A 25657-nucleotide genomic window follows, 5' to 3' on the forward strand; every position below is an offset into this window, starting at 1 on the left:
TGTCCAGCTTGCAACGTTACGCGACACAGACAAACCCCGGCCATCGTGTCGGGGTTTTGTGTTTTTGAGGGGCTTCGATTCAGGTAGCCCTCCAGAAAAAGCATTTTTCTTGTATGAGGGAACGATTTGATAGCGCTATGATTCTGATAGGTTGCTACTCAATAACATGGAAGACCGTGAGTATGAAAAACGTTCTCGCCGTTGTGGCGCTTTCCCTTTTCGCTGCGTCCGCCGGAGCGGCTGAGCTATCCGGAGCGCTTGGCGCGACAGGCCAAGGTGGTCTTACAGCGCGCGTCGGCATTGGCTTTAACTGGGGCAAAAGCTGGTTTGAATCCAGTACTGGCCGTCTCACCGGTTATTGGGATGCTGGCTACACCTACTGGGAAGCAGGCGATGCTTCAGGTGGGGCTCACTCGCTGTCCTTTGCGCCAGTTTTCGTTTACGAGTTCGGCAGCGGTAACGTGAAGCCATTCGTTGAGGCTGGCATCGGCCTGGCGGTCTTCTCTGGTACGTCCGCAGGTGACCAGGACTTTGGTTCGGCCTTCAACTTTGAAGACCGCATCGGTGCGGGCTTGAAGATCGGCGAGACGCAGAAGGTTGGCATCCGAGCGATTCACTACTCCAACGCTGGCATTAAGCAGCCCAACGACGGTATCGAGTCGTACTCGCTGTTCTACAGCCACCAGATTTAAAAAAGCACGATCCCTCTTTGCCCGCCCTGTGCGGGCTTTTTTATGCGGATGACACGCTCAGGCAGCTGGGCTAAGTCGGTAGTGGCGTCGATCAAAGCCGTGCGCTCCCTGATCGGCTACGCGATGAGAGTCTGGGGTATGTGACCCAGCGATCCAGGCCAACAAGCCGGGTAAGCACCGGCCCTCCGCACCCATTCCAAGCCTCGGTATCTGCCGGGGCTTTTTCGTATCTGGAGGTTGTATGGAAAAGCTACAGCTCGACGTTGAGGTTGAGGGCGCCGCTGACTTCCTGCGCCCTCTGAGCGAAACGCTCAAGTCACTTGAACAGTTTCCCGAGCTGCCGCTCCAGGTCTTTCGTGACCTTGTCACCCACAGCCTTCATGAGCTTTCCGTAAGTCTCGATAGCGCCGCACTTGCCGCAGGTGACCTTCGAGTTGTTGTTCGGCCTAGCCGGAACCTCGAACTTGTCACTGCCGCACTTGGCGCACTTGAGGGTTACCTTCATCGTTTTTCGCTCCGTGAAACGTCTTGTGTGGAAACTCGACGATAGCACGGAGCCACCTTTCTACCCATTCCAAGGGCTCGCCATTTCGGCGGGCCTTTTTCGTTTCAGGAGCCTGCCTTGGACGTCAACGTTATTCAGAGTGCCGATTATGTTCCCGGCATGTCCGGCTACCGCCTGGATCTCAAGGCGGGCGCCATGGAGATCAATAGCGGTCATATGGCTGTCGGATCTTTGCCCAGCGACCCGCAGATGATCACCGTCACCGCCAGCGAGTGGCCAGAAAGCGAAGTCCCGGCAGGGGCTAAGGCCCGCCTGGCGTTCTTGCAGGAGCAGATCGGCAAGGTGCCGGTCGAGTTCCGCGCTGATGCCGAGTTCTCGACCGAGGATATTTCGTTCGATCACGACGGATCGGACATCCGCACCACGCTGACCTACCGGCGCCTTGAGACTGATCAGGAAGCAGCAGAACGGGTTGCCCGTCAGGCCGGGCCTGGCATGACCATCAATGCTGACGGCGTGTGCATCACGGCCAACGGCAAGGTCGTCGTCAGGCTGGGCCGCTGCATGGATGATGAGCGGCCTGCCGAACAGCCATGTCGTGACGATGACAGCGAGGGCGAACTGCGTGATGCGCTGGCTGACTGGAAGCCAGGCGAAGGATTGCTGGCAGGAAAGCTCCTGACGGCTGCTGATCGGTTCGCAGTGAGCATGGCGAAGAACTCCCAAGGTGATTACATCTGCACTGGCATTGGCCTTGGCGTCGATCCTGCCCGGAGCGAAACCAAGGATGGCTTGGCGGATCGACTGCATGAGATCTCCAGCCAGATCGCCGAAAGCGAGCTTGGTCAGGAGCTCCGTTCCAAGATCGATGCGGTTGATACCGTCCGTGAAGTCATCCGCAAAGAGCTCCGCCCTGGCGGCATGCTGTTCCGCCGCTGATCTGCTGTGTTTAGCCCGCCATGAGCGGGTTCATTTTTCTATGGAGCATCACCTATGGCCGAGCCAAGCACCGGCGCCCTTGCAGTGACCGGCGTACTTGCCAGCGTCGGCCTGGGTGCCCCGGCATAGCTAATCATCCCCCTCAAAGCGTACATCCGAGATACCCAAATCTGCGACCGCAATGCGGAGATCATCATGTGATAAGCGGCACGGCGCGCGCGCCTCAGGCAAGGGGGCAGCGGGGGCATGCAGACGGAGGAGAGCGGTCAGCACATTGTCTTCGTTCGGCGTGCTAGACCAATCGCATATCCAGAATCTGGTATGGCCTTTGAGGTTGTAGTCGATGCGGTATTTCATAGGTTGCCGGACCTCCGCCATTGGACGTCAGTTATGCCGAAGCGCTCAGCAACAGGTCGAGAGACCTTCCTGATATCCGAAGCAGTGAATTTAGGAATGACTCCTACGCCAGCTTCGCAGGCCGCCCAGTGCCAAGCCTCAGCGTTATTCATTCGCTCGGCGCGGACGATGAATTCGCGAGCCTCCCCGTGGAGCTTGTAAGCGATTAAAAAAATGTCACTGATCGGCATTTATTAGTTCCCTCTAGTGAGGCCAGATCGGGCAACATTCCTTTTAGCCTCTAGGGGGCTCCTGGGCAAGCATCCGACCGGTTTTACGTCGGTGCACGAATTTTCATTTACGGAGCAAGCAATGGCCCGACCGACCTCGGCCCAGGCGCAGCCACCTCGCTGGGCATAAGGCTCCTCTACTGTTCTCGCTGGGTGGTTGGTCGCCCCAGCCTTCCGCACCCACTCCTAGGCTCGCCACAACGGCGGGCCTTTTCTTTTTCCGCTCCCCGCAAAGGGAGGAATCGAGATGGCCCCGATGCCCGAGAAAGACCCTGGCCTCTGGGCCGCACTCATCGCTTGGGTGATCGCCCACCAGCCGCAGCTCTACGCCGCCGGCCTGTCGGTCGCCATCGCTGTATTCCGCGTGATGTATGGCGGAGGCAACCGTCGGCAGATGTTGCTGGAAGGTGCGCTGTGCGGCCTGATCACCCTGGCCCTGGTGCCGCTGCTCGAATGGATGGGCTTGCCACAGGGTATGGCCACATTCGCCGGCGGCGCTGTCGGGTTCATGGGTGTGGAGAAGCTTCGCGGCTACTCCGACCTTTTCCTTTCTCGCAAGGCTCAGGGGTGATCAATGAAGACGGCAGAGCAATCCCGTATCAAGTACCTGCTCTCCTCGCGGCCTTTGGTCGTCAAGCGCGACGGCATGCACGTTTGCCTGCATGACGCGTTCAGCGGCGAGGTGTTGGCAGGGCAGACCAAGGTCCAGCTGATTCAAGAAGCTGGGCAGGTGACGCGGCTGGTCGTTGAGTTCAACTGTGACGGTACTCATGTTCGGCTGGACGGTGAGTGATGTCCTGCAGCGGATGCGCCGCCCGGCGCGAGTGGAGGGACTGAGCAGTGATTCCCATCGATAGATTGAGGCAACAGTTAACCTACGACCCTGCTTCCGGCGTGCTTAGAAGGGTTGTAGGGCCGAACGCGGGCAGGATTGAAGGAGCGAAGAGCTCCAACGGTTATCTGAAGCTTCGCCTGGATGGTGTGAATCTCTACGTCCACCGGGTAGCTTGGGCTCTCGTCCATGGCGCCTGGCCCAGCCATGACATTGATCACATCAATGGTGAGAGAGATGACAATCGGCTCTCGAACCTGCGGGTGCTTAGGCGCCACGAAAACTTGCAGAACATGCGCAAGCGTCGACCTGGCGCAAGCGGCGTCCGAGGGATTACATGGGATAAGCAGACGCAAACCTGGAGGGCTCAGCTGAGCACCCAAGGAAAGCGAATCAACATAGGCCGATTCAAGGATAAAGAGATGGCAGAGGCCGCTTACCTCGAAGCGAAGCGGCGCCATCACCCTTTTTCTGCGGAGGCCGCTTAATGACATGCGCCACTTGTATGAAGCATCGAGAGTGGGCGTTGAAGTGGACAAAGGTAGCGTATGAGCGAGCAAGAAACCTTTTCACACCAGATCGAGCAGCTGAGCCCGAAGAAGGGCGACCTGCTGGTGATCAGCGTTCCATTCCCGATCAAGGCGGAGGTGCGCGAGCGACTGACTCAACACCTGGCGGGGACGGCTGATCGACTCAAGTGTGAGCTGATCGTGCTTGAGGCGGGCATCACTGCTCAGCTGCAACCAAGCGTGAGCGACTTGCTGGCCGAGCAGCGGAAGCAGACTGCGCTACTGGAGCAGATCGCCACCCAGAACCTGGCGCTGATCGAAGCGCTGGCTGACGGTGACGATGTAGATCCTGACGCCGTGCCATTGGCCTACCTGGATGGCACGCCCGTTCACGGTGGCCGCTGATGGCCAGGCTCACGTCCCTCAAGCCACCGATGCAGGCGCAGCCATCAAGGCTGGCGACGGTCAACCCGGAGTCATGGCGAACGGCGAAGGGTACAGCTGCCCAGCGTGGCTATGGGTACAAGTGGCAAGTGGCGCGGGCCGAATGGCTCCAGGCCAACCCGCTGTGCGTGTACTGCCAGCGTGAGGGGCGGGTGACCGCAGGTACTGTCGTCGACCACATCGTCCCGCACAGGGGCGACATGAAGCTGTTCTGGAGCCGAAGCAACTGGCAGACCCTGTGCCGGCATTGTCACGATGTGGTGAAGGCAGCCGAGGAGGCCGCCGGCCAGATCGGTTGATGCACGTCAATGGCGTGCTTCATATGTTTGAAGCACGTCACTTCCCCGATTTTAAGGGGAGGGGTGGGTGGAGAGTTCATGGCTTTTCGCTTCCAGACCACCCGTCCCCGCACGCGTGAATTTTTTTCCCGTTTCAGAGGTTTTTGTTAATGGCGTTAACATCGAAAAAGCGCCGTTTTGTCGAGTCCAAGGCTGCTGGTGCCTCGAATCGCGAAGCGGCAGAGGCCGCAGGATACGCGGCGGGCAGCGCTTCGGCAGCAGGTTCTCGACTCGCCAAAGACCCTGACGTTGTTGCAGCCCTGGAAAAGTTAAAGGCGCCCCGAAATGTTAAGCCTGCGCCAGAGCGAGAGGCCTTCGAGGCCGACCCGCCGGGTGAAGAGTCGGGCGACCTGGTCGACCTGCCCAACACCGACGATCCGCTCGTTTGGCTGCTGGCGCTGATGAACGATCCCCAGGCCAAGATCTTTGATCGGCGCAATGCCGCCCAGTCGGCGCTCCCGTACTTTCACGGCAAGAAGTCCGGCATGGGCAAAAAGGAACAGAAGCTCGAAGAAGCGGCGAAGGTGGGAGCCAGCGGCAACCGCTTCGGGCTGCGTGAGCGCCACTTGAAGGCCGTCAAATGAAGAAGTGGACAACCGCGTGCCCAGATTGGGAGAGCAGGATCGTCCGTGGCCAGGCACTCGTGCCGGTGGAGCCCATCTTCCCCGAGCAGGCAGAAGATGCTCTCGACGTGTTCTGCAACCTTCGAATGGTTGATGCCGACGGCAGCCCCCTGATGGGGGATACCTGCCGCAGCTGGGTGCTCGACGTTGTGGCCGCGCTCTTCGGCGCGTATGACGCCGACGCCGGCCGCAGGCTGATCACCAACTACTTCCTGATGGTCAGCAAGAAGAACGGCAAGTCGACGATCGCCGCGGGCATCATGCTCACGGCCCTGATCCTGAACACCCGGCCCTCTGGCGAGTTCCTGATCTTGGCGCCGACGAAGGAAGCGGCTGACAATGCCTTCAAACCGATCCGAGACATGATCGATGCGGACGAAGACCTGCAGGCCAGGTTCCATGTGCAGGAATACAACCGGATCGTCACCGACAACCTGAACAAGGCAAACCTGAAGGTGGTGGCGGCCGACTCGGCCACTGTCACTGGCAAGAAAGCGACTGGTGTGTTCATCGACGAGCTCTGGGAGTTCGGTAAGCAGGCCAAGTCGGCGAAGATGCTGGTCGAGGCCACCGGCGGCCTGGCGTCACGCCCAGAGGGGTTCGTTTTCTACTGCACCACCCAGTCTGATGAGCCGCCGGCCGGCGCCTTCAAGGCCAAGCTGGACTACGCGCGCAAAGTGCGTGACGGGGAGATCGAGGACCGGCGCTTCCTGCCGGTGATCTACGAGTTCCCGAAAGAGATGATCGAGCGGAACGAGCATCGTGACCTGGCAAACGCCCATGTGACCAACCCCAACTGGGGGCTTTCTGTCGATCAGGAGGTGATCGAGCAGAAGTATCAGGAGGCGCAGGCAGAGGGCGAGGGGGCAATTCGCGGTTTCTTGGCAAAACACCTCAACGTCGAAATCGGGCTGGACCTGCGGTCGGACCGCTGGGCGGGCGCTGATCATTGGGAAGCGGGAGCCGAGGCTGGCCTGACTCTGGAGAGTCTGCTGCAGCGCTCTGAAGTGGTTACGGTGGGGATCGACGGCGGCGGCCTTGACGACTTGCTCGGCCTGACCGTGCTCGGTCGCGAGCCCTTCACTCGCCAATGGCTCCACTGGGCGCACGCCTGGGCGCACAACATCGTGTTCGAACGGCGGAAGGATATCGCCAGCGCGCTGAGGGACTTCGAGAAGGCGGGCGATCTGACCGTCGTTGATCGACCAGGAGATGATGTCCAGCAGGTAGCCGACATCATCTGCGACATCAGGGACCGCGGCCTGCTGCCGGAGAAGCTGGCAATCGGTGTGGACTCTGCCGGTATCGGCGACATCGTCGACGAGCTCACCACCCAAGAGCGCGGGATCACCATGGAACAGATCGTGGCCATCTCGCAGGGCTGGAAGCTCAACGGCGCGATCAAGACGACCGAGCGCAAAGTGGCCGGGGGCGAGCTGGTCCACTGCGGCAGCGCGCTGATGAACTGGTGCGTCGGTAATGCCCGTGTCGTCCCGCAAGGCAATGCCATCACCATCACCAAGCAGGCCAGCGGCTCGGCGAAGATCGACCCGCTGATGTCGACATTCGATGCTGTTTCGCTGATGGCGCTGAACCCGGAAGGCTCTGGTGATCTCCAGGGCTTCTTTGATAACCCGATCATGGTAGGAATTTGATGGCCGACAAGAAACCGGGCCGGGTGAAGGCTGCGCTGCAAAACTGGCTCGGGGTTCCCATTGGCCTAAAGGACGGGGCATTTTGGCAAGAGTGGTTCGGCAGCTCCGCATCTGGAAAGCACGTATCGGTCGACAAGGCCATGCAGCTGTCCACGGTGTGGGCTTGCGTGAGACTGCTGTCCGAATCCGTCTCCACGCTGCCGCTCAAGCTTTACCGGCGCCTTCCCGACGGATCACGCGAGGTCGCTAAAGACCATCCGCTGTTTCGTGTGCTTTGCCGCATCCCGAACGCCGAGATGACCCCACAGCGCTTCATGCTGCTGGTGGTGGCAAGCATCTGCCTGCGAGGCAATGCGTTCGTCGAGAAGAAGATGATCGGCAGCCGGATCATCGCCCTGGTGCCGCTTCTGCCCCAGTCCATGAGGGTGAAGCGGCAGGACAACGGGCGCCTGAAGTACACCTACAACGAGGATGGCGTGGACCGCGACATTCCCGAGAAGAACCTGATGCACATCCGCGGCTTTGGCCTGGACGGGGTGTGCGGGATGCTGCCGGTCACCACCGGGCGCGAGATCTTCGGCTCAGCGATGGCGATCGAGGAAGCAGCGGCGAAAGTGTTCGCACAGGGCATGCAGGCGTCCGGCATCCTGAGCAGCGACACCAAGATCACGCCGCAGCAGCGCGAGCAGCTTCGGGCCAGCATGCAGGCGTTCATGGGTTCGAAGAACGCCGGCAAGATCATGGTGGCGGAGGCCGGCTTCAAGTACCAGGGCATCACAATGAACCCTGAGGCCGCGCAGATGCTGGAATCCAGGTCTTTCGGGATCGAGGAAATGTGCCGTTGGTTCCGCGTGCCACCCTTCATGGTCGGCCACATGGACAAGCAGTCCAGCTGGGCTGCATCGGTTGAGGCGCAAAACCTGCACTTCCTCACCAACAGCCTGCGGCCGCTACTGGTCAACATCGAGCAGGAGATCACTCGCTGCCTGATCGGCGAGGCCGATGCCGACGACTACTTTGCGGAGTTCGCGGTGGAAGGTCTGCTGCGAGCGGACAGCGCCGGCCGCGGGGCCTGGTACAACACGGCGCTGCAAAACGGTTGGATGTCCCGCAACGAGGTTCGTCGGCTGGAGAACCTGCCACCGATCCCGGGCGGCGACACGTACACGGTGCAATCCGCACTGGTGCCATTGGACCAGCTCGGGAAGCCGAGCGCAGGCGTCTCGCCGGCGGCCTCGGCGTTCATGCTTCGGCTGGTCTCGGCGCGGAACAACGACGACCGAGAGGCCATCAACAAGGCCGTCGATCTGGCGTCTCAAGCTCTGGAAGCAGGAAACCCGGACGGCCCAATGATGGCCCACGCGCTGATATCGATGCCGCTGCTCAAAGCGGCCTGACCTGGAGTAACCCATGACTCTCAAGACACTACCGGCGGCGCCGGCGGTGCGGCCGCACGCGCGCGTCGAATCCGACCTACTGCCCAAGGCCATGGAGCGCTGGAATCCAGCGATCAAGGCGGCAGCTGGTGACGACTCCACCACCATCACCATGTACGACCCGATCGGCATGGACTGGTGGACCGGCGAAGGCGTCACCGCCAAGCGCGTCAGTGCCGCACTTCGCAGCATCGGCGACAAAGACATCACCGTGAAGATCAACAGCCCAGGCGGCGATGTCTTCGAGGGCCTGGCGATCTACAACCTGCTGCGCGAGCACAAGGGCAAGGTAACCGTTCAGGTGCTTGGCCTGGCTGCCTCGGCCGCGTCGTTCATCGCCATGGCCGGTGACGAAATCCAGATCGCCCGAGCCGGCTTCATGATGATCCACAACGCTTGGACTATCGCCGCTGGGGACCGGAACGACTTCACCGAAGTCGCAGACTTCCTCGACCAGATCGACGCGACCCTGGCCGACATCTACTCGGTAAGGACGGGCGATGAAGCCGCAGCAATGCGCGCCCTGATGGACGTTGAGACCTGGATGGGTGGCAGTGCGGCGGTCGATGCTGGTTTCGCTGACGGCTTGCTCCCATCGGATGCGGCCCAGGAAGACCCGCAAGCCATTGCGTCGCAGCAGGTCGCGGCGCGACGCCTCGACACAATCCTGGCCAAACAGGGCATGCCCCGCTCCGAGCGGCGGTCCCTGATTCAAGAACTCAAAGGGGGTACGCCTGGCGCTGCCCCCTCCGGTACGCGCAGCGCTGCCGACAACCAGGCCGATCTGGCCATCCACTTTGCCGATCTACAAGCCGCGATGTCGCGGTTCTCGGCAGCAGCCCTCAAGTAACCGGAGAAGATTCCATGGCAGACAATACCGCTGACCTGTTGAAGCAGGTTTCCGCCGAGCTGAAGCAGGCCACCAGCGATTTCAGCAAGCAGGCCGAGAACGCACTGGCCGAGGCGAAGAAGGCCGGCAGCCTTTCCGAAGAAACCAAGAACGCCGTCGACGAGCTGGCGACCAAGTTCAACAGCCTGACCGAAGCCGAGAAGCAGCTGAAAGCCCAGCTGGGCGAGCTCGAACAGGAGTTCGCGCGCCTGCCTTCGGCTGGCACCCCGCAGACCCAGGACAGCCTCGGGGGCGTGGTGATCAAGAGCGAAGCGCTCAAACAGTTCGCGGCCAGCATCGAGGGCGGCAAGCGCGTCAACATTCCGGTCAGCGCCGCCCTGCTGTCCACCGATGTTCCCGCCGGCATCGTCGAGCCTCAGCGGTTGCCCGGTATCGACGCCGCGCCGAAGCAGCGCCTGTTCATCCGCGACCTGATCGCCCCGGGCCGAACCACCGCCCCGGCGATCTTCTGGGTGCAGCAGACCGGTTTCACCAACGCCGCCAAGGTCGTGGCCGAGGGCACCCCCAAGCCGTACTCGGGCATCGAATTTGCTTCGAAGCTCACCGCAGTTTCAACCATTGCCCACATGTTCAAGGCCTCCAAGCAAATCTTGGACGACTTTGCCCAGCTGGGTTCGACCATCGACGTCGAAATGCGCTATGGCCTCAAGTACGTCGAGGAGCAGGAGATCCTGTTCGGTGACGGCACTGGCGTGCACCTGCACGGCATCGTCCCCCAGGCCTCGAAATATGTCCCTGCATTCGAGGTGGAGAATCGGTCGGGCATCGATGATCTCCGCCTGGCGATGTTGCAAGCCCAGCTGGCGCGTTTGCCGGCTTCCGGTCATGTCCTGCACTTCATGGACTGGGCCAAGATCGAACTGACCAAGGACACGCTGGGTCGCTACATCCTCGCCAACCCGCTGGGTCTGGCTGGCCCCGTGCTGTGGGGGTTGCCAGTGGTGGCCACCGAGGTCGCCGCCTTCCTGGGCAAGTTCCTGACCGGTGCATTCCAGACTGGCGCTCAGCTGTTCGACCGTGAAGACGCCAACGTGGTGATTTCGACCGAAAACGCTGACGACTTCGAGAAGAACCTGATCTCGATCCGCTGTGAAGAGCGCGCCGCGCTGGCGGTCAAGCGTCCGGAAGCGTTCATTTTCGGCGAGTTCGCCGCCCCGGTCACTCCGTAATCCAATGTGAGGGCCGCACAAGATGCGGCCCTGGAGGCATTCATGAAGCTGAAAACCCTGAAACCTCTGTACCTGGGTGGCCAAACGCTGGTGGAGGGCACGCCCTTCGAGACCATCGAGCAGCACGGGCGCCAGTTGATCCAGAAGGGCTATGCCGAACTGGACGACTCGGAAAGCGAGGTGGTGTTGACCATCTCGCAGGACGACGCAGTTGGCTCGGGCGTGCTGACCACCGGCAGCTTGGGCGCCGTCACCTTGCCGATTACTCAGCCAGTCGCCGCCTTCAAGCCGAAGCACAAGGGCGCAGGCAAGTACGTTGTGGTGGACGCTGAAGGCAACCAGGTTGGCGATTTCTCCGGAAACCAGGAAGAAGCCACCGCTGAAGCCGAGCGACTGATCGCTGGCGGCGAGACAGCTCAGGCCGAGGAGTAACCCATGCCGGTGATCGCACTTGATGCGGCCATGAATCATCTGCGGGCTGACTCTGAAGACTTGGATCTTGTGCAAGCCCAGCTTGATGCGGCCGAGGAGGCGGCAATGAAGTTCCTGAATCGCCGCTTTTACCTGGATCAGGTCGCGCTCGACGCCGCCCGCACAGGTGTGCACGGCGCGCTGCAGGCGGCCAAGAGCGCGAATGCTGCGGCGACAGAGGTTGCTGAGGCGGAGCAAGACCACGCCCTGCGCTGCCGCCTGCTTGAGCACGCACGCCAGGCCCTGGCCGACGCATACGACCAGGCGGACGCCATCGCCTACGGCATGGTGCTCAACCCTGCGATCCAGGCTGCCTGCCTGCTGAAGCTGGGCCATCTGTTCGCCAATCGCGAGGAGGTGGTGACAGGAACCATCGCTGCCGAGCTGCCGCTGGCCTCGCAGCACTTGTTGATGCCGTATCGCATCCGGATGGGTGTCTGATGCGTGCCGGACCGATGCGACATCGCTGTATGCGCCGCGGCTTCATAGATGGCAAGGACGCCCTGGGTCAGCCCTCAAAGGTGTGGGGCGACTTAGGCATGATCTGGGCGGAAATCAACATCCCATCGGGGCGCATGTACGAGGCTGCGTCACAGATGCAGGTCACGGTCAGTGCTGAGATAAACATTCGGTACCGCAAGGACGTGATAGCCGGACAGCACCTGGTTCACCAAGAGGTTACCTACGAGATCATTGCCCCGCTGCCCACCAACCAGCGGGACATGCTCAAACTCATGTGCAAAACGGTGAAGCCAACATGAGCAATGGATCATTGACTGTCGTCGGCCTGGGTGATTTACAGGCCGACTTCGAGCGCTTGGCTAAAGCCACGGGCAACAAGATCGTGCGTGATGCCGTAATGGCTGGCGCCCGAGTTGCCAGGGACAAAGCTCGTGCCACGACGCCGGTTCGTACTGGCAAGCTCAAGAAGAACATCACAGCTGTGCGCCTGAAGCAGTCCGAGACGCCTGGCGGCGCCACAGCTGGCTTGCGCGTGAAGAAGCCCAACGGCAAGCAGTCCAAGGCCCTCAAGCGCCGCGGTAAGAAGGGCCGGACCTCCGCGACGGAATGGGAGGCACCGTTCTACTGGAAGTTCCTGGAATTTGGCACCTCCAAGATGCAGGCCCATCCGTTCATTCGGCCGGCCTGGGACGGGAGCCTGCCGGAAATCGAAGCGGCCGTGAGTGACAAGCTGGCCGAAGGCATCGACAACGCCACCGCGCGGTAATCCCATGATCGAGAAATCCCTGATCGACAGGCTGTCGCCTCTTGTCGATGGCCGCGTGTTTTTCGGCGTTGCCCCTGAGGGGGCGGCTCAGCCGCGCCTGGTGATCCAAACGGTCAGTGGCTCCACCGGATTCACCCTGGCCGGTTGGGACGGCTCCAGTGACTTAACCATTCAGCTCGCCGCATGGGGTGAAAGCTATTTGCAGGCGCTGACACTGGCCGGTGAAGCATTCAATGCCATGACCATCGACGGCGAAGATTTCACCACTGGCGGCGCCGATCGCCTGCCGGACGAATTCGAAGATGACACCAAACTCTTCAGCGTGAGCTGGGAGTACACCCTGCAACCATAGGAGGCCCCATGGCCGCGCAGAACCCAACCAAAGCCAAGTTCGTGAAAACGCAGGGTACCCAGCTCAGCGTTTCCAAGACCACCACGCTAGACCCGGCCGCCGACGGCCTGGAGTACGCCGACCTGTCGGTAACGATCAAGCAGCCTCAGTTCCAGGGCGGCCAGTCGGACGAAATTGAGGTAACCACCCTGGCCAGCGAGGCCAAGGAGTTCACTGTTGGTCTGGCCGACAACGGTACCTTCAGCATGTCCGGCAACTGGAAAGCGGATGACGAAGCTCAGACCGTGCTGCGAACCGCACGCGACGACGGCGAGCCGCGGGCATTCAAGTCGGTATTCAAGGATGGTACGTCCTCGACGTTCCTCGGCCTGGTCACCCAGTTCACCTGGGATGCTGCGCCCAACGGCACCGTTAACGGTACCTTCAACGTGCGCATCACCGGCAGCGTCACCTTCACCGTCCCGCCGGTGACCCCGTAATGGCCCGCGCAAAGACTGCAGGCGCACAGGGCCTGCGAGCGATGGCGCTCGACCCGATCCGGAACTTCAAGCATGAATCGCTTGAGGTACCGGAATGGGATGGCGCGAAGGTCGTGGTGATGGCGTTGAGCGCTGGCGACTGGGCTGAGTACCGGCGCCGTGCTGCGGCAGCAGTGGCTGCGGCGCGTGCCGCTGCCGGACTCAGTGAGGCGCCAGATGAGAGTGCCGACGAAAACCCGGCTGCCCGCCTGGTCGATATCGATTCCTCGCCGCTGTACGCCTTCGTGCTGGCGCGCACCCTGCTGGACGAATCCCACTCCCGCATTTTTGGAGATGAGGATGTGCCGGTCGTGGCCAAGGCCTTCAGCCCTGTTCACGACCGGCTGGTGGGCAAGGCGTTCGAGCTGAGTGGTGTCGAGGCAGGCGCTGGCGCCCAGGACCCGGTTGACGCGGCGGGAAACGGCTAACGGAGGAGCCAGAGTTGGCCTTTATGCTGACTCTGGCCCTCCGGCTGGGCATGACTCTGCAGGATCTCAAGCAGTGCATGAGCGCCGAGGAGCTGTTCCTCTGGCAGGCCTACAACGAGGAGTCGCCGCTGAGTGACGCGCGCGGTGACATCCAGGCTGCGATCGTTGCTGCTTCGACACTGCAGGCCCAGGGCGCCAAGGTGACTCCGATGGACCTGCTTCCTCAATGGAAGACGGAAAAGCCAGCTTTTGAGCAGGCCCCGGAGGAAGGGGAAGAGCTGTTCAAGGCCTTCCTGATGACGAAAGCAGTAGAAAGCTAGAGCGGTGAGTTTTTTTCGTCATGGTGCATCATGGTAGATTCCCCGGTTTCCAAGGAGGAAGCATGAAGCGACTACTGTTTATTTTACCGCTGGCAATCTACGGCTGTGGAAATTCTGAGAGGCCTGACTCTGAGGTTGTTGTTGACGAGTCTGTTCTTTCTATCTACACGCGAGAAAGCTACCCACGAACTTATCAGCTGTGGGGCGACTCTGGCATTGAACGAATCAAGAGCGTTGAGCGATCTGCTTTGTTTAAGGCCGGTAAACAAACTCGATGCGACCAGGTGGAGTACGTTGGACTTTCGGAGAAGCTGAGCCGAGCGCCAGATAAAATCGTCGTGTATGCAGATTGTCGGAATCGATGGAGATATTACATCGATGAGGACAACGAGATTGTACAAAGTGAAAGAACCAAATAGCCCGCTTCGGCGGGCTTTTTAATGTCTGGAGAAAGGCATGGCAGGGCAAACTCTTCGCTCTCTGATCGTTAGTGTGTCCGCTGAGACCAGCGCTTATCAGCGCGAGATGGCCAAGGCCGGGCGAATGGGACAGAGCTATCTGCGGACCATAACGTCAGGAAATCGGGAATCAGTCAGTTCTTGGAGGTCTCAAGAAGCTGCGGTTCGCGCACAAAGTACGGCCATGCAGTCCCTGACATCGTCTGTCGGTGGCTATGCAAGTGCGATGGCAGGGGCGCTTGCAGTCGGAAATTTGATCCACCAGGCAGACAGTTGGAACCAGGTTAACGCAAGGCTTAAGCAGGCATCCACAAGTACCGAAGACTTTACTGTAAGCCAGAAAGCATTGTTTGAGGTCAGCCAAAGAACTGGTACCGCCTTTGCCGACAACGCAAACCTGTTCAGCAGATCTTCCGCATCCATGCGCGAGTTCGGCTATTCCTCAAGCGACGTGCTCGGCGTAACAGAAGCCTTAGCGCTTGGCCTGCAGCTATCTGGAGCAGGCGCCGCAGAATCCTCCTCTGTGATTACCCAGTTTTCTCAAGCACTTGGCCAGGGAGTGCTGAGAGGCGAGGAATTCAACTCGGTCAACGAAAACGGCGATCGAGTGATACGAGCGCTGGCAACTGGGATGGGGGTTGCTCGGAAAGATTTGAAGGCGATGGCAGATCAAGGTCTGCTTACGATTGATAAAGTCGTCCCTGCTCTGATCAGCCAGCTAGGTGCGCTTCAGGGAGAGTTCAAGGATCTTCCTGGCTCGGTTGGCGGGGCCATAACAACAGTCAACAACTCCTTCCAGGCGTGGGCTGGCGGGTTGGATGGCACAACCGGTAGTACGAAAGTTTTAGCGGCAGCTATTACGTTAGTTGCTGAGAACATGGACGTTCTAGCCGCCTCGGCGCTCACTCTTGGAGCAGCATACGGCGGTAGGAAGATTCTCGACTTCACCAAGGATCTCTGGGATCAAATAACTGCAATTCGCAGCGCTCAATCCGCAGAAATTGGGCGTACCGCGGCTCAGCTTGACGCTGCTTCGATGGCAGTACGTCGCGCTGCTGCAGAGACGATTGCGGCGGAGGCGCAGGTTGCCGCTACCAGGTTCACCGATGCTCATGCGGCTGCACTTAGTCGGCTTAGGATCGCACGTCTAGCGGACGCTCAAGCGGCCGCCGCGCAAACGGCCGCCCAAGCGGCAAACAATTCTGCAACCTCGCTTGCTGCTCGCGCAGGCAGAGGCCTCTTCGCTGCCCTGGGGGGGCTCCCCGGGCTTGGCCTGACCATCGGCGCCGTCGCGGCGAGTTACCTGCTGTTTAGTGACAACAGCGAGAAGGCCAGGAAGGCCACCGTCGACCTCAAGCGTCCGGTTGAAGAGCTCCGCAAGGAGTTTGCAGAGCTCGGCAAAGAGCAGGCTCGCTACAAGCTGGACGGCGTCCTGCAGCAGCAAGCTGACGCCCAGGTGGCGGCACAGAAGGCGCTGCGGGAGATTCGCGCGTCGTCCCAGGCCAATGACAAATGGGGCGACACCTACGGGGCAAACCCATTCCAGCGCGACCACGCTGTCGCTCAGTTCAATCGACGTATTGCCGGTGGCCAGGACATTGATTCAGCCACCCAGCAGCTTGTCGCTGCCATCCGCCCGAACGAGGAGATGACGAAGGCCATCAACGCCTCCGCGGCTGCGTATGGGGAGGCAATCAAGGCCTCGGGCGATTACGGTGATGTGGCCAACATGCTGCGCGGTCGGCTGGATGACGTTGCCGCTGCTGCGGCTGGCGCAAACGCTGGGTTGAAGAACATGCCCGGCCCGGATCAGAAGACGGTAGACGGCTGGAACAGTTACACCAAGAACCTGGTGGAGCGCCTGCAATCTGTTCGCGACGGCGGCGATCTTCTGGGCGAAATCAACCGGCGGATCGAGCGCGAAGGGGTTGACCCGGGTACAGCTGAGGGCTGGCGAATCCTCGCTACTGCCATTCAAGGTTCGGAGGCGGCGGCCAAAGCATCCGAGGAGGCACAGCAGCGGGCCAAAAAGGCCTCCGAGGATATCCAGCGACAAGCCGAGCGTCTGAACGACGCCTACAAGCAGACCCTGGCCAACCTCACTCAACAGGTTGCGCTTTACGGCGAGACGACTGAGTTAGGCCGCCTTCGTTACGACCTGGCCAACGGCGAGTTGTCGCAGTTGAGCCAGCAGAACAAGCTGCGCCTGGAGGGCAAGGCGATAGAGCTGGATGCGTTGAATGCTCGCAAAGAATACGACGCGCTCATGAGCAGCTTGCAGTCGCAGGAGCAGGCACTGCTAGCGACTACCCGCGAGCGGATGAAGGTGCTGGAGACGGCCAACCGCGCCGGCACGCTCAATTCCGACCAGTACCGTGCGGGCGCCGACGCCATTTCGAAAGCGACGATTACCCAGGCGCCTGAGTATGGCGGGCTCGACGCGTCGGTTGCCGGTGCTTCTGGTGAACTGATCAAGATCGCCGAGGCCGAAGCGGCGCTGAAGAAATGGCACGATAAACAGCTATCACTCCAGGCCGAACTGCGTGACCAGATCCTTGCGGACCAGCAAAGCACCAACGAGCAGCGGCTGGCGGCCGAGCAGCAATACTTGGACCGAGTTGCCGACATCACTAGGACCAACAACGAGCGCCTGTCTGCCATTCAGGACTCGTACAAGGTAGCTGTCGTCAGCACCTTCAGCGAACTCTCGGGGCAGGCAGCGGATATGGTCGGCAAGATCGCTGGCGAGCAGTCTGGGGCTTACAAGGCTCTGTTCATCGCTCAGAAGGCCTTCGCTGTCGCCTCCATCATCATGAACGCGCAGATCGCTGCAGCGAAAGCGCCTGCCGAGTTGACTGTGCTCGGCGGTATTCCAGTGGGGGCCGCGCTGCTGGCTGCGGGCTACGCGAACGCCGGCATGGTGGCCGGTATGTCTCTGGCAGGGTTTTCGGAGGGTGGGTTCACCGGCCCGGGCGGCAAGTTTGAGCCCAAGGGGGTGGTGCACGGCGGCGAAGTGGTGATTCGAAAGGAGGTCGTCGACCAGCCAGGGATGAAGGATTACCTGATCGGTTTGAACCGAACCGGCAAGCCTGGTTTTGCCAGCGGCGGATACGTCGGTAGCTCAGTATCGCCGGCGCTGGCGTCCTTTTCGCCATCTGGCGTGATTGGGGGTGGCGCCGCTGCCCCCCAAATCAACATCCACATCAAAGGCGATGGATCTGGTGGGTCGGTATCTGCGCCCGAGGGTTACGAGGCTATGGGCCAGGCGCTGCTCAATACTGTCCGCGAGGAAATGCCCAAGGTAGCGCGAGGCGTGATCATCCAGGAGAAAGGGCAAAACGGTCTGCTCGATCCAAGCAATCGGAGGAATGGGTAATGCCGGAAGTCTTCACCTGGTCGCCGCGCGTGGGTTCTAGCGGCGACGTGCAGCCCAATGTGCTGACGTCTCAGTACAACAACGGATACAGCCAGCGGCTTTCGGTTGGCATCAACAACCTGGCCGGGTCGTACCAGGTCTCATTTACCGGCACCGAAGCCTACCTGGCGCCGATCCTGGCATTTTTTTCCCGCCACAAGGGGGCTGTCAGCTTCCTGTGGAAGCCGCCTATGCAGGAGCAAGGGCGGTACATCACCACCGGAGGGTGGCAAACGGCAAGCCACGGCAAGGGCCGTTATACCCTGAGCACGACTTTCCAACAGGTATTCAGTCCATGAGGTGCGCATGATCACTGCTGATGACCAGAAGCTTGAGCCCGGCGACCTGATCCAGCTCTTGGAACTGGATGGCGAAGCCCGGGGCATGGGCATTCTGCGCTACCACGCGCACCAATTGAACGGCCCCATCTTTTGGAAGGGACAGATCTACCAGCCTCGGCCGTTTGAGGTCGGTGGCTTCGGGCGCGGCACCGAGGGCAACACCAGCACTCCGATGCTCAAGCTTGGGAACCTGGACGGCGTCATCACCGCTCTGTGTGTCCAGTTTCAGCACCTGGTGGGCATCAAGGTAACTGTCCGCGAGACTTACGCCAGGTATCTGGATGCGGCCAACTTCCCCGGAGGAAACCCGAACGCAGGGGATCAGGAGCGTCTGAACATTTCCTATATCAACGTGCCCACCAGTATCGGCCGGCAGGAGATTGTGTTTGGCCTTGCTCCGCCTACCTCGGTGAAAGGACAGATGCTGCCAGGCGGGCTGATCATGAATCGTTGTGAGTGGTGCCTGTGGGGCGAGTACCGCGGGCCCGACTGCAACTACACCGGCTCGGCGATGTTCGATGCTGACGGCAACCCGGTGGACGATCCAGCGCTTGATCGATGCGGTGGCCGGTTGAGCGATTGCAAGAAGCGCTTCGGCGAAAATAATCCACTGCCTTTTGGCGGCGTCCCTGGCGCTGGCCTGGTATGACCATGAACAAGACTTTGCTGAAAAAGGTCCAGGCACACGCTGAGGCCGAATTCCCGCGCGAGTGTTGCGGTGTTGTTATCCGCGAGAACGGAAGGCGCGTCTATGTGCCATGCCGAAATGATGCCCAGACGCCCAGCGAGCACTTCATCATCAACCCAGAGGACCAGTGCGCCGCCGAGGACCGGGGCGAAGTCGTCGAGATCGTGCACAGCCACCCGAACGCACTGGCAACCCCAAGCATGGCCGATCGCGTCAGTTGCGAGCTGCACGGCGTGCCATGGTTCATCCTGGGTTGGCCTGGCGGCGATACCGCAACTATCAAGCCTGAGGGCTATGAGGCACCACTACTGGAGCGTGAGTTTCACCACGGCATCCTCGATTGCTATGCCCTGGTACGCGACTGGTACGCCCGGGAATGGGGCATCGATCTGCCGAACTTCCCGCGGCGCGACGGCTGGTGGAACGATGGCGAAAGCCTCTACGAGCGGTATTGCGAGGAGGCTGGGTTCTACAGGGTAGGCGATTTGCGCAAGGGCGACCTGGTCGTCATGCAGATCGCCGCTCAAGGGGGCAGCATGCCGGCAGCCCCTAACCATGCCGGCGTCTACCTGGGTGATGGCTTACTTTCGAGCGTGCCCGGCCTACATGCCGCGCCCGGGACATTCCTGCACCACCGCTACGGCAAGAAATCTTCCCGCGACGTTTATGGCGGAATGTGGGCTGAGCGCACCGTGATGATTCTTCGCCACCAACGAGCACCGGAGGAAACCTGATGTCCATGCAAGTAGGCGCCCCGGCTTTGCCGGCCGTCGTATCAGTCCGGCTCTATGGTGTGCTGGGTGCCCGCTTCGGTCGGATTCACCACCTGGCGGTTGCTTCCTGCAGCGAAGCGATCCACGCGCTGTGTGTGATGGTACCGGGCTTCCGGCGGTTTCTGCGCTTAGGGCACGAGCGCGGCCTGGAGTTCGCTGTGTTCCGCGGTAAGCATAACGTCGCGGAAAACGAGCTTGAGATGCGCTCGAACCGCACCGATGACATCCGTATCGCTCCCATCGTAGTCGGCAGCAAGTCTGGCGGACTGTTCGCAACAATTGCTGGCGCTGCGCTGATCGTCATCGGCGCGATCACACAGCAGTATTGGCTGGCCGCAATCGGCGCCGGCTTGATGCTGGGTGGGGTGGCCATGAACATGGCTCCGTCGACAGCGGGCTTGCTGGGCGATGAGGGCGACGGCAACAAGTCGTCCTATGCATTTGGGGGCGCAGTGACTACCACGGCTCAAGGACGATGCAAGCCTCTGCTTTACGGCGAGCGCGACGTAGGTGGAGCCCTGGCCTCGGCCGGTATCTATGCCGAAGACCAGACTTGATTGAGTTGTTTGAACGAACCGCCTCCGGGCGGTTTTTTATTGCTCGGAGGAAAGCATGGGTTCAGCACTGAAGATTGGCGGAGCAAAGGGTGGCGAGAGCAAACCCCGGCAGCCATACAAGGCGCCCGATAGCGCGTTGTCGATCGCCACCGCCAAGATGCTCTACATCATCAGTGAAGGTGAGATTGCCGGGCCGGCCGACGATGCGCGTTCATTCAAGCTGGATGGCACGCCCTTGATCGCTCCGGACGGCTCCGAAGCGTTTCCCGGGACCACCTGGGAGTTTCGCTCGGGCTCGGTTGATCAAGAGCACATCGCGGGCTTTCCTGCCGCCGAATACGAACAATCGGCTGGCTTGCCGGTTGAGTTGCGATCGGACGTGGCATGGACGCGGGCGATCACCAACCGTGATCTGTCCGCTGTCCGGGTGCGTCTTTCGTGGCCGCAGATCTGGGAGGTGAAGACCAACGGTGACCAGGTCGGCTACCGCATCGATTACGCCATCGAGCTTTCCGTCGACGGAGGCGCTTTCAACACCGTACTGTCTGCCACCCTCGACGACAAGGGCACGACCGAATACGAGCGCAGCCACCGCGTCGATCTGCCCCAGGGCTTCAATACCGCCGTGCTGCGGGTGCGCCGGCTGACTCCAAACCGCAACGACAGCAATTTCGCCGATGTCATGCGGGTGAAGGCGCTCACGGAGGTTATCGACGCCAAGCTGCGCTACCCAAATCTCGCCCTGGCTGCGTTGCAATTCGATGCTTCCCAATTTTCCAACATCCCAAAATTCAGCCTTCTTTGCCGTGGCCGCATTATCAAGGTGCCGAACAACTACGACCCGGTCACACGCACCTATACCGGCAGCTGGGACGGCACGTTCAAGCTGGCGTATTCGAACAATCCGGCCTGGGTCTGGTACGACCTGCTGCTGCACCGCCGGTACGGCCTTGGCCGCCGAATCACGGCTGACATGGTGGACCGTTGGTCTCTGTATGAGATCGGCCGTTACTGCGACGTAATGGTGCCGGACGGGAAGGGCGGCATGCAGCCACGCATGACCACCAACGTCTACATCCAGGACCAAGTTGAGGGCTATGCCTTGCTGTCCGACCTGGCCAGCGTTTTCCGCGGTAGCAGCTGCTGGAACGGCTCGAAGGTCACCGTGATCGCCGATATTCCGGGAAATGACGACGGCTACGTGTTCACTCGTTCGAACATTGTCGGCGAGTTCGAATATGGCGCAATCGCGCTTCCCGACCGTCATACGCGAGCCAAGATCAGCTGGGACAACCCCGCCAACGAGTTCAAAACCGAGCCCACGGCCGTCACCAACGACGACATGATTGGCGTCCTGGGTCACCGCATGCTTGACGTGGCGCGGTTCGCTTGCACCGTTGAAGGCGAAGCGATTCGGCACGGCATATGGGCCTTGAAGTCCGAACAGTACGAGACGTGGACCGTCAGGTTCACCACCGGCATGGAAGGTCGGAACATCGAGCCAGGCCAAATCATCGGCGTCGCGGATGAGCTGCTGTCTGGACGGGCCAACGGCGGGCGTATCTCCGCCGCCACTGCGCGGGTCATCACGCTTGACTTCGACGCTCAGGTGCAACCAGAGGACAGACTCATAGTTAACCTGCCTAGCGGGAAGGCAGAAGGACGGATCGTGAAATCGGTCGCCGGGCGCCAAGTCACCGTCATGGCGGACTACTCGGAACTGCCAGAGCCTGAAAGCGCTTGGTCGATTGAGAGCGCTGACCTTGGCGTCATGCGCTTCCGGGTGAACACCATTGAGCCGAAAGGTATGCACCAGTGGGAAATCACCGGCGTGCAACACGAGCCAGACAAGTTCGATGCAATTGACCACGGAGCGCGAGTTGACCCTCAACCGATTACCGTCTTGCCACCTGGTGTCATTGAGCCGCCAGAGAGCGTCGTAATCACCTCGCGCAGCGTTGTCTCGCAGGGCATTGCGGTTACCACGATGCGGATTTCCTGGCCGGCGGTGAAGGGCGCTGTTGCGTACGACGTAAAGTGGAGGAAGGATAACGGCAGCTGGCTGCGCCTGCCGCGCACAGGCACGCTGGGCGCCGAGGTCGAAGGGATCTATTCCGGGGTTTACCAGGCAAGAGTGAGTGCTGTCAGCGTGATGGACGTGTCGTCTGTCTTCGCCATGAGCGCCCTGGTCGATTTGAAGGGCAAAGAAGGTCTGCCGCCCGCAGTTGCATTCCTCACTACCACGCCACTGGTTTACGGCACAGGTCTCGCCTGGGGCTTTCCTGCTGGCGCCGAGGACACCGAGCGCACCGAGATCTGGCAGAGCGCAACCACCAACCGCGACGACGCTATCAAGCTGGGTGACTTCGCCTACCCGCAGGCAGAGCACGAAATTCATGGCCTTGCCGCGGGTGTGTCGTTCTTCTACTGGGCACGCTTGGTGGATCGCTCCGGGAACATCGGCCCCTGGTACCCGACAGGTGTTGGCGTAAACGGACAGTCCAGCAGCAACCAATCCGAATACGAGGAGTACTTCAAGGGCAAGATCAGCAACGGCGCGCTGTATCCGGGCCTGCGTGATCGTATCGACTTGATCGACGGCAATGGCCCGGGCTCGGTCAACGAGCGTATTGGCGAGTTGCGCAGCGAGATTGACGGCCTGGTCGATGCGCTGGAATACGATCCGCAGAAGGCCTACCTAGACGGCGATAGCGTGCGCCATGGGCAGCGCCTGTACCAGGCCATTCAATCCGTGCCTGCTGCGCCCGGCGGGGAAAATGCACCGCCGAACGCGACCTACTGGCTGGACATTGGCCAAGTGGTGGAATCGGCGAATGGCTTGGCCGCTCAGGTTGAGCAGAACCGCGTCGACATCGAGGAGCAGGATGGCCGGATCACGGCCACGGCGGAGAGCCTTCAATCAGTACAGTCAAAGGTCAACGACCCGGTAACCGGGCTTGCCGTGACGGCTGAAGGCCTGAGCCAGATCAAGGGCGCGGTTGAAACCCTCGATGGCCAGGTTGCAGCAAATGCGCAGAAGCTGGACGGCGTGTTCGCCCAGGTAAACCCGACAATGGCCGGTAGCGAAGAGGGCTTCGCGGGTTCCGAGGAGACCTACGTCGGCGTCTGGTCCGAACTGTCAGCCAGGATCGAGGGCGATGTTGCCCAGGCCAAGCGCACTGACCAGGTCGAAGTTCGCCAGGGCGAGACCAATGCACTGGTACAGCAGGTCAGTGAGTCTGTGGTTGACCTCGAGAGCTCCACGGCCACCCAGTTCAGCCAGGTCCAGGCTCAGCAGGGACAGACCAGTGCTGCCGTCCAGCAAGTCAGCCAGGCAGTCACAACCCTGGACGGCAAAGTCGAGGCGAAGGTGACCATCAAGGCGCAGACAATTGCTGGCGGCAGGCAGGTTACAGCTGGCTTGGCATTTGGCAGCAACGGGGAGACTTCTGAGTTTCTCGCGTTCGCCCAGCGCTTTGCAGTGGTGGATGAGGTCGGTGGCCAGGTCGTGGCGCCGCTGGTGGTGCAGAACGGCCAGGTGTTCATCAACACCGCACTGATCAACCAGGCATTTATCCAGCAGATCATCCTCGGGATGACATTGCGATCGCAAGCCGTCGATTCACAGGGACGACCGCTGATCGAGATGAACATGGTCAACGGCACGTTCACTCTTCGCGGGCAGGATGCAAGCGGCAGCCTGCTGATCAATAACGGCGGGGTCTACGTCTACGACGCCAACAACATCGAGCGTACGGCGGTGGGGAGGATGACGACATGACGGACGTGTACGGCCTTCGGACGCGAGATGCGTCCGGGGCCATCACTCTGGACACCACCATCACCCCCATTCGGTCCCTGAAGATGATGCAGGTCGTGGGCAACAACGCCTTCGACCAGTACATCGCGATACCGGAGATCCAGGCGGCGTCCTTTGTCGTGGTTGATGCCCTGTTTGACGGCGGTGACAACACCTGGAGCCCTCCCGCTTGGGCAACTACCGGACAGCTGCAGCTGCGACAGCCCGGTACCAGGACCTGGCAGGTGATGATCCTATCGCAGGGCGGAGAGCCGTTTTCGGCAGCAGGCAGTTACGGGATCAGGGCGGCAAACAACAACGTCCGCACACAGATCGACGCGATCAACCGGGTGCTCAGCGTGCGCTACAACGGACGGATGAATATTGGGTTTCAGGGGCCTGGGAGCGCAAATCAGATCCAGTATGGCACTGTGACGTTTCCTCAGCCGGTCACGACCTACGAGCGCCCGATGATCTTCCTGAATGCCGACAACTACATGATGGTTGGGAGATTCTTCGTCACCGGATCTCCCGGCAACTGGACCGGGTTCCGCATCAAGGCCTACAACAACCAGCAGGCTCACGGAAGCACCGCGCTGTATCCGATGATGATCAATTGGTTCTGTGCAAGCTACATGGTGCCAAACACGCCTGTGGATGCGTACGGCGCATCAGTGCGGGATGCGGCAGGGAACAGGACTTTCGTCACGTCGGCCAACCTGGCTCTGCTTAATAGCCAGCCAGCCAATAACTCGTTCGCGACAGCAGGAACGCCGATCACCGGGACAGGCTATTACGCGTCGTCGGCGCAGATGGCTTGGACCGGGAATTATGCTGATTACGTCCTCGCCAATGCGCTTTTCTCCGTTACAAACGTTGGCCAAACCACTCAGCCCTTCAGAGCTAATTACGGTGGGTTCCTTCCTGGTAGGCGTGATGTTCTCCAAATGTATTGCGAGAACTTCGACGGCATTAACCCGCTGAGCGTGAATGGCCGAACGCTATTCGCCTCCAGACCAATGAAGCCAATATAGGATCAGACATGGCAAAACAGACTATTAATCTCGGTAGCGCCCCAACCGGACAGGGCGGAGACACGCCTCGCAGCGCCAACGTGAAGATCGATGCGAACTTCGATGAGCTGTATGACGCGCTGGGGGCCGGAGGGGCGCCAAAAGCGCTGCCTGCTGCACTTCCTGTGGCGAAGGGCGGCACGGGCGCGACCAATTCCGCTTCAGCAAGGGTAGCGCTTGAACTTGGCACAGCCGCCCAGGCGAATATGGGATTGGGAGTAGGGCAAGTTCCACCCGCTGAAGCGCTTGGCTATGCGAAGTCGTCTTCCTCAACGACGAGTTGGTACGCAGACATTGATCATGGATTCGCCCCAGTCCTGTATGAGCCAGGGGCACCCGGCGCACCCACCGGAGGCACCGGCTACTGGTATAAGCAAGCCATCCGGTTCGGCTCCTCCGGCAACCGTTTGTTAATTGCGTGGCCGTATGGGCTTCCAGGCAATACAGGCACCATCAAAATTTGGTCGGTTTACGGCAACGAGATCACTCCGGTGATCGAGCTTTATCACACCGGAAATACCACACGCGCCGCTGACGGCACACTGAAGGCGATCTGAA

General features: G+C 60.6%; 31 protein-coding genes. 29 read left to right on the forward strand and 2 right to left on the reverse strand.

The features are described 5' to 3' along the window. Positions 1–182: 182 nt before the first annotated feature. Positions 183–692 carry an acyloxyacyl hydrolase gene (locus tag GEV38_RS07550; protein WP_015271436.1) on the forward strand — a complete coding sequence of 170 codons (510 nt, stop codon included), beginning with the start codon at positions 183–185 and terminating at the stop codon, positions 690–692. Positions 693–1008: 316 nt separating this feature from the next. Here GEV38_RS07550 and GEV38_RS07555 read toward each other — a convergent pair whose 3' ends face one another. Then, positions 1009–1197, reverse strand: a complete 189-nt coding sequence (locus tag GEV38_RS07555; protein ID WP_015271435.1) for a hypothetical protein — start codon at positions 1195–1197, stop codon at positions 1009–1011. Positions 1198–1314: 117 nt separating this feature from the next. Between GEV38_RS07555 and GEV38_RS07560 the strand changes: the two genes are divergently transcribed. Further along, on the forward strand, positions 1315–2136 hold the full coding sequence (locus GEV38_RS07560; RefSeq protein WP_173895742.1) for a hypothetical protein: 822 nt from the start codon (positions 1315–1317) through the stop codon (positions 2134–2136). 353 nt (positions 2137–2489) lie between these two features. Here GEV38_RS07560 and GEV38_RS27580 read toward each other — a convergent pair whose 3' ends face one another. After that, on the reverse strand, positions 2490–2723 hold the full coding sequence (locus GEV38_RS27580) for a DUF6555 family protein (RefSeq protein WP_015271433.1): 234 nt from the start codon (positions 2721–2723) through the stop codon (positions 2490–2492). Positions 2724–3009: 286 nt separating this feature from the next. Here GEV38_RS27580 and GEV38_RS07565 point away from each other — a divergent pair, with 286 nt between their 5' ends. From GEV38_RS07565 to GEV38_RS07695, 27 genes are all read left to right on the forward strand, one after another. Next, positions 3010–3333, forward strand: coding sequence for a phage holin, lambda family (locus GEV38_RS07565; protein WP_047594930.1), 324 nt, complete (start codon positions 3010–3012; stop codon positions 3331–3333). Between the two features lie 3 nt (positions 3334–3336). Continuing rightward, entirely contained in the window at positions 3337–3555 is a 219-nt protein-coding gene (locus GEV38_RS07570) for a hypothetical protein (protein ID WP_123083831.1), read from the forward strand. 188 nt (positions 3556–3743) lie between these two features. After that, a complete protein-coding gene (locus tag GEV38_RS27990) occupies positions 3744–4082 on the forward strand; it encodes an HNH endonuclease signature motif containing protein (RefSeq protein WP_225785886.1) in 339 nt (112 codons plus the stop codon). A 60-nt stretch (positions 4083–4142) separates the two neighbouring features. After that, positions 4143–4508: a hypothetical protein gene (locus GEV38_RS27895; RefSeq protein ID WP_103446279.1), complete on the forward strand. Its 366-nt coding sequence runs from the start codon at positions 4143–4145 to the stop codon at positions 4506–4508. Then, entirely contained in the window at positions 4508–4846 is a 339-nt protein-coding gene (locus tag GEV38_RS07585) for an HNH endonuclease (RefSeq protein ID WP_009685291.1), read from the forward strand. Before GEV38_RS27895 ends, GEV38_RS07585 begins: the two co-directional genes overlap by 1 nt. A 149-nt stretch (positions 4847–4995) precedes the next feature. Next, entirely contained in the window at positions 4996–5469 is a 474-nt protein-coding gene (locus tag GEV38_RS07590; protein WP_102059533.1) for a terminase small subunit, read from the forward strand. After that, positions 5466–7163, forward strand: a complete 1698-nt coding sequence (locus GEV38_RS07595) for a terminase large subunit (RefSeq protein WP_102059534.1) — start codon at positions 5466–5468, stop codon at positions 7161–7163. The genes GEV38_RS07590 and GEV38_RS07595 overlap by 4 nt, the downstream gene beginning before the upstream one ends. Next, entirely contained in the window at positions 7163–8560 is a 1398-nt protein-coding gene (locus GEV38_RS07600; RefSeq protein WP_232859870.1) for a phage portal protein, read from the forward strand. Before GEV38_RS07595 ends, GEV38_RS07600 begins: the two co-directional genes overlap by 1 nt. Positions 8561–8573: 13 nt before the next feature. Further along, positions 8574–9449, forward strand: a complete 876-nt coding sequence (locus GEV38_RS07605; protein WP_102059536.1) for a head maturation protease, ClpP-related — start codon at positions 8574–8576, stop codon at positions 9447–9449. 14 nt (positions 9450–9463) lie between these two features. Further along, complete coding sequence (locus GEV38_RS07610; protein WP_102059537.1) at positions 9464–10678, forward strand: phage major capsid protein; 1215 nt, start codon at positions 9464–9466, stop codon at positions 10676–10678. Between the two features lie 42 nt (positions 10679–10720). Further along, complete coding sequence (locus GEV38_RS07615; protein WP_102059538.1) at positions 10721–11110, forward strand: hypothetical protein; 390 nt, start codon at positions 10721–10723, stop codon at positions 11108–11110. 3 nt (positions 11111–11113) lie between these two features. Further along, complete coding sequence (locus GEV38_RS07620; RefSeq protein WP_102059539.1) at positions 11114–11590, forward strand: head-tail connector protein; 477 nt, start codon at positions 11114–11116, stop codon at positions 11588–11590. Further along, complete coding sequence (locus tag GEV38_RS07625; protein ID WP_232859869.1) at positions 11590–11910, forward strand: phage head closure protein; 321 nt, start codon at positions 11590–11592, stop codon at positions 11908–11910. Before GEV38_RS07620 ends, GEV38_RS07625 begins: the two co-directional genes overlap by 1 nt. Next, complete coding sequence (locus GEV38_RS07630) at positions 11907–12377, forward strand: HK97-gp10 family putative phage morphogenesis protein (protein WP_102059540.1); 471 nt, start codon at positions 11907–11909, stop codon at positions 12375–12377. The genes GEV38_RS07625 and GEV38_RS07630 overlap by 4 nt, the downstream gene beginning before the upstream one ends. Positions 12378–12381: 4 nt before the next feature. Next, positions 12382–12729: a DUF3168 domain-containing protein gene (locus GEV38_RS07635; RefSeq protein ID WP_102059541.1), complete on the forward strand. Its 348-nt coding sequence runs from the start codon at positions 12382–12384 to the stop codon at positions 12727–12729. 8 nt (positions 12730–12737) lie between these two features. Beyond that, positions 12738–13208 (forward strand): phage tail tube protein, encoded by a 471-nt coding sequence (locus GEV38_RS07640; RefSeq protein WP_102059542.1) that lies wholly within the window; start codon positions 12738–12740, stop codon positions 13206–13208. Next, a complete protein-coding gene (locus GEV38_RS07645) occupies positions 13208–13675 on the forward strand; it encodes a phage tail assembly chaperone (protein ID WP_100413833.1) in 468 nt (155 codons plus the stop codon). The genes GEV38_RS07640 and GEV38_RS07645 overlap by 1 nt, the downstream gene beginning before the upstream one ends. Before the next feature lie 14 nt (positions 13676–13689). Continuing rightward, positions 13690–13995, forward strand: a complete 306-nt coding sequence (locus tag GEV38_RS07650) for a DUF4035 domain-containing protein (RefSeq protein ID WP_202982206.1) — start codon at positions 13690–13692, stop codon at positions 13993–13995. Positions 13996–14057: 62 nt separating this feature from the next. Further along, complete coding sequence (locus GEV38_RS07655; protein WP_121757750.1) at positions 14058–14414, forward strand: hypothetical protein; 357 nt, start codon at positions 14058–14060, stop codon at positions 14412–14414. Positions 14415–14637: 223 nt separating this feature from the next. Further along, the gene (locus GEV38_RS07660) at positions 14638–17829 is read left to right on the forward strand and encodes a tape measure protein (protein ID WP_158239720.1); all 3192 of its coding nucleotides are present in this window, start codon (positions 14638–14640) and stop codon (positions 17827–17829) included. Further along, positions 17829–18167, forward strand: a complete 339-nt coding sequence (locus GEV38_RS07665) for a phage tail protein (RefSeq protein ID WP_100413835.1) — start codon at positions 17829–17831, stop codon at positions 18165–18167. Before GEV38_RS07660 ends, GEV38_RS07665 begins: the two co-directional genes overlap by 1 nt. Before the next feature lie 7 nt (positions 18168–18174). After that, positions 18175–18858 carry a phage minor tail protein L gene (locus tag GEV38_RS07670; protein ID WP_100413836.1) on the forward strand — a complete coding sequence of 228 codons (684 nt, stop codon included), beginning with the start codon at positions 18175–18177 and terminating at the stop codon, positions 18856–18858. After that, entirely contained in the window at positions 18855–19631 is a 777-nt protein-coding gene (locus GEV38_RS07675) for a C40 family peptidase (protein WP_162998281.1), read from the forward strand. The genes GEV38_RS07670 and GEV38_RS07675 overlap by 4 nt, the downstream gene beginning before the upstream one ends. Then, positions 19631–20227, forward strand: a complete 597-nt coding sequence (locus tag GEV38_RS07680) for a tail assembly protein (RefSeq protein WP_232859868.1) — start codon at positions 19631–19633, stop codon at positions 20225–20227. The genes GEV38_RS07675 and GEV38_RS07680 overlap by 1 nt, the downstream gene beginning before the upstream one ends. 55 nt (positions 20228–20282) lie before the next feature. Continuing rightward, entirely contained in the window at positions 20283–24008 is a 3726-nt protein-coding gene (locus GEV38_RS07685) for a phage tail protein (RefSeq protein ID WP_173895744.1), read from the forward strand. Beyond that, the gene (locus GEV38_RS07690) at positions 24005–25060 is read left to right on the forward strand and encodes a hypothetical protein (protein ID WP_173895746.1); all 1056 of its coding nucleotides are present in this window, start codon (positions 24005–24007) and stop codon (positions 25058–25060) included. Before GEV38_RS07685 ends, GEV38_RS07690 begins: the two co-directional genes overlap by 4 nt. Before the next feature lie 8 nt (positions 25061–25068). Then, positions 25069–25656: a hypothetical protein gene (locus tag GEV38_RS07695; protein ID WP_173895747.1), complete on the forward strand. Its 588-nt coding sequence runs from the start codon at positions 25069–25071 to the stop codon at positions 25654–25656. Position 25657 lies beyond the last annotated feature (1 nt).

The organism is Pseudomonas sp. 13159349 (assembly GCF_013305685.1).
GTDB lineage: Bacteria > Pseudomonadota > Gammaproteobacteria > Pseudomonadales > Pseudomonadaceae > Aquipseudomonas > Aquipseudomonas asiatica.

Bases quoted from the DNA above. Each gene is read 5' to 3' on its own strand.
- GEV38_RS07670 (WP_100413836.1), top strand. From the start codon at position 18,175: ATGATCACTGCTGATGACCAGAAGCTTGAGCCCGGCGACCTGATCCAG.
- GEV38_RS27895 (WP_103446279.1), top strand. From the start codon at position 4,143: ATGAGCGAGCAAGAAACCTTTTCACACCAGATCGAGCAGCTGAGCCCG.
- GEV38_RS07615 (WP_102059538.1), top strand. From the start codon at position 10,721: ATGAAGCTGAAAACCCTGAAACCTCTGTACCTGGGTGGCCAAACGCTG.
- GEV38_RS07640 (WP_102059542.1), top strand. From the start codon at position 12,738: ATGGCCGCGCAGAACCCAACCAAAGCCAAGTTCGTGAAAACGCAGGGT.
- GEV38_RS07660 (WP_158239720.1), top strand. From the start codon at position 14,638: ATGCAGTCCCTGACATCGTCTGTCGGTGGCTATGCAAGTGCGATGGCA.
- GEV38_RS07675 (WP_162998281.1), top strand. From the start codon at position 18,855: ATGACCATGAACAAGACTTTGCTGAAAAAGGTCCAGGCACACGCTGAG.
- GEV38_RS07585 (WP_009685291.1), top strand. From the start codon at position 4,508: ATGGCCAGGCTCACGTCCCTCAAGCCACCGATGCAGGCGCAGCCATCA.
- GEV38_RS07635 (WP_102059541.1), top strand. From the start codon at position 12,382: ATGATCGAGAAATCCCTGATCGACAGGCTGTCGCCTCTTGTCGATGGC.
- GEV38_RS07555 (WP_015271435.1), bottom strand. From the start codon at position 1,197: ATGAAGGTAACCCTCAAGTGCGCCAAGTGCGGCAGTGACAAGTTCGAG.
- GEV38_RS07620 (WP_102059539.1), top strand. From the start codon at position 11,114: ATGCCGGTGATCGCACTTGATGCGGCCATGAATCATCTGCGGGCTGAC.
- GEV38_RS07600 (WP_232859870.1), top strand. From the start codon at position 7,163: ATGGCCGACAAGAAACCGGGCCGGGTGAAGGCTGCGCTGCAAAACTGG.
- GEV38_RS07625 (WP_232859869.1), top strand. From the start codon at position 11,590: ATGCGTGCCGGACCGATGCGACATCGCTGTATGCGCCGCGGCTTCATA.
- GEV38_RS07685 (WP_173895744.1), top strand. From the start codon at position 20,283: ATGGGTTCAGCACTGAAGATTGGCGGAGCAAAGGGTGGCGAGAGCAAA.
- GEV38_RS07590 (WP_102059533.1), top strand. From the start codon at position 4,996: ATGGCGTTAACATCGAAAAAGCGCCGTTTTGTCGAGTCCAAGGCTGCT.
- GEV38_RS07645 (WP_100413833.1), top strand. From the start codon at position 13,208: ATGGCCCGCGCAAAGACTGCAGGCGCACAGGGCCTGCGAGCGATGGCG.
- GEV38_RS07565 (WP_047594930.1), top strand. From the start codon at position 3,010: ATGGCCCCGATGCCCGAGAAAGACCCTGGCCTCTGGGCCGCACTCATC.
- GEV38_RS07655 (WP_121757750.1), top strand. From the start codon at position 14,058: ATGAAGCGACTACTGTTTATTTTACCGCTGGCAATCTACGGCTGTGGA.
- GEV38_RS07690 (WP_173895746.1), top strand. From the start codon at position 24,005: ATGACGGACGTGTACGGCCTTCGGACGCGAGATGCGTCCGGGGCCATC.
- GEV38_RS07665 (WP_100413835.1), top strand. From the start codon at position 17,829: ATGCCGGAAGTCTTCACCTGGTCGCCGCGCGTGGGTTCTAGCGGCGAC.
- GEV38_RS07695 (WP_173895747.1), top strand. From the start codon at position 25,069: ATGGCAAAACAGACTATTAATCTCGGTAGCGCCCCAACCGGACAGGGC.
- GEV38_RS07630 (WP_102059540.1), top strand. From the start codon at position 11,907: ATGAGCAATGGATCATTGACTGTCGTCGGCCTGGGTGATTTACAGGCC.
- GEV38_RS07610 (WP_102059537.1), top strand. From the start codon at position 9,464: ATGGCAGACAATACCGCTGACCTGTTGAAGCAGGTTTCCGCCGAGCTG.
- GEV38_RS07550 (WP_015271436.1), top strand. From the start codon at position 183: ATGAAAAACGTTCTCGCCGTTGTGGCGCTTTCCCTTTTCGCTGCGTCC.
- GEV38_RS07605 (WP_102059536.1), top strand. From the start codon at position 8,574: ATGACTCTCAAGACACTACCGGCGGCGCCGGCGGTGCGGCCGCACGCG.
- GEV38_RS07595 (WP_102059534.1), top strand. From the start codon at position 5,466: ATGAAGAAGTGGACAACCGCGTGCCCAGATTGGGAGAGCAGGATCGTC.
- GEV38_RS07570 (WP_123083831.1), top strand. From the start codon at position 3,337: ATGAAGACGGCAGAGCAATCCCGTATCAAGTACCTGCTCTCCTCGCGG.
- GEV38_RS07680 (WP_232859868.1), top strand. From the start codon at position 19,631: ATGTCCATGCAAGTAGGCGCCCCGGCTTTGCCGGCCGTCGTATCAGTC.
- GEV38_RS27580 (WP_015271433.1), bottom strand. From the start codon at position 2,723: ATGCCGATCAGTGACATTTTTTTAATCGCTTACAAGCTCCACGGGGAG.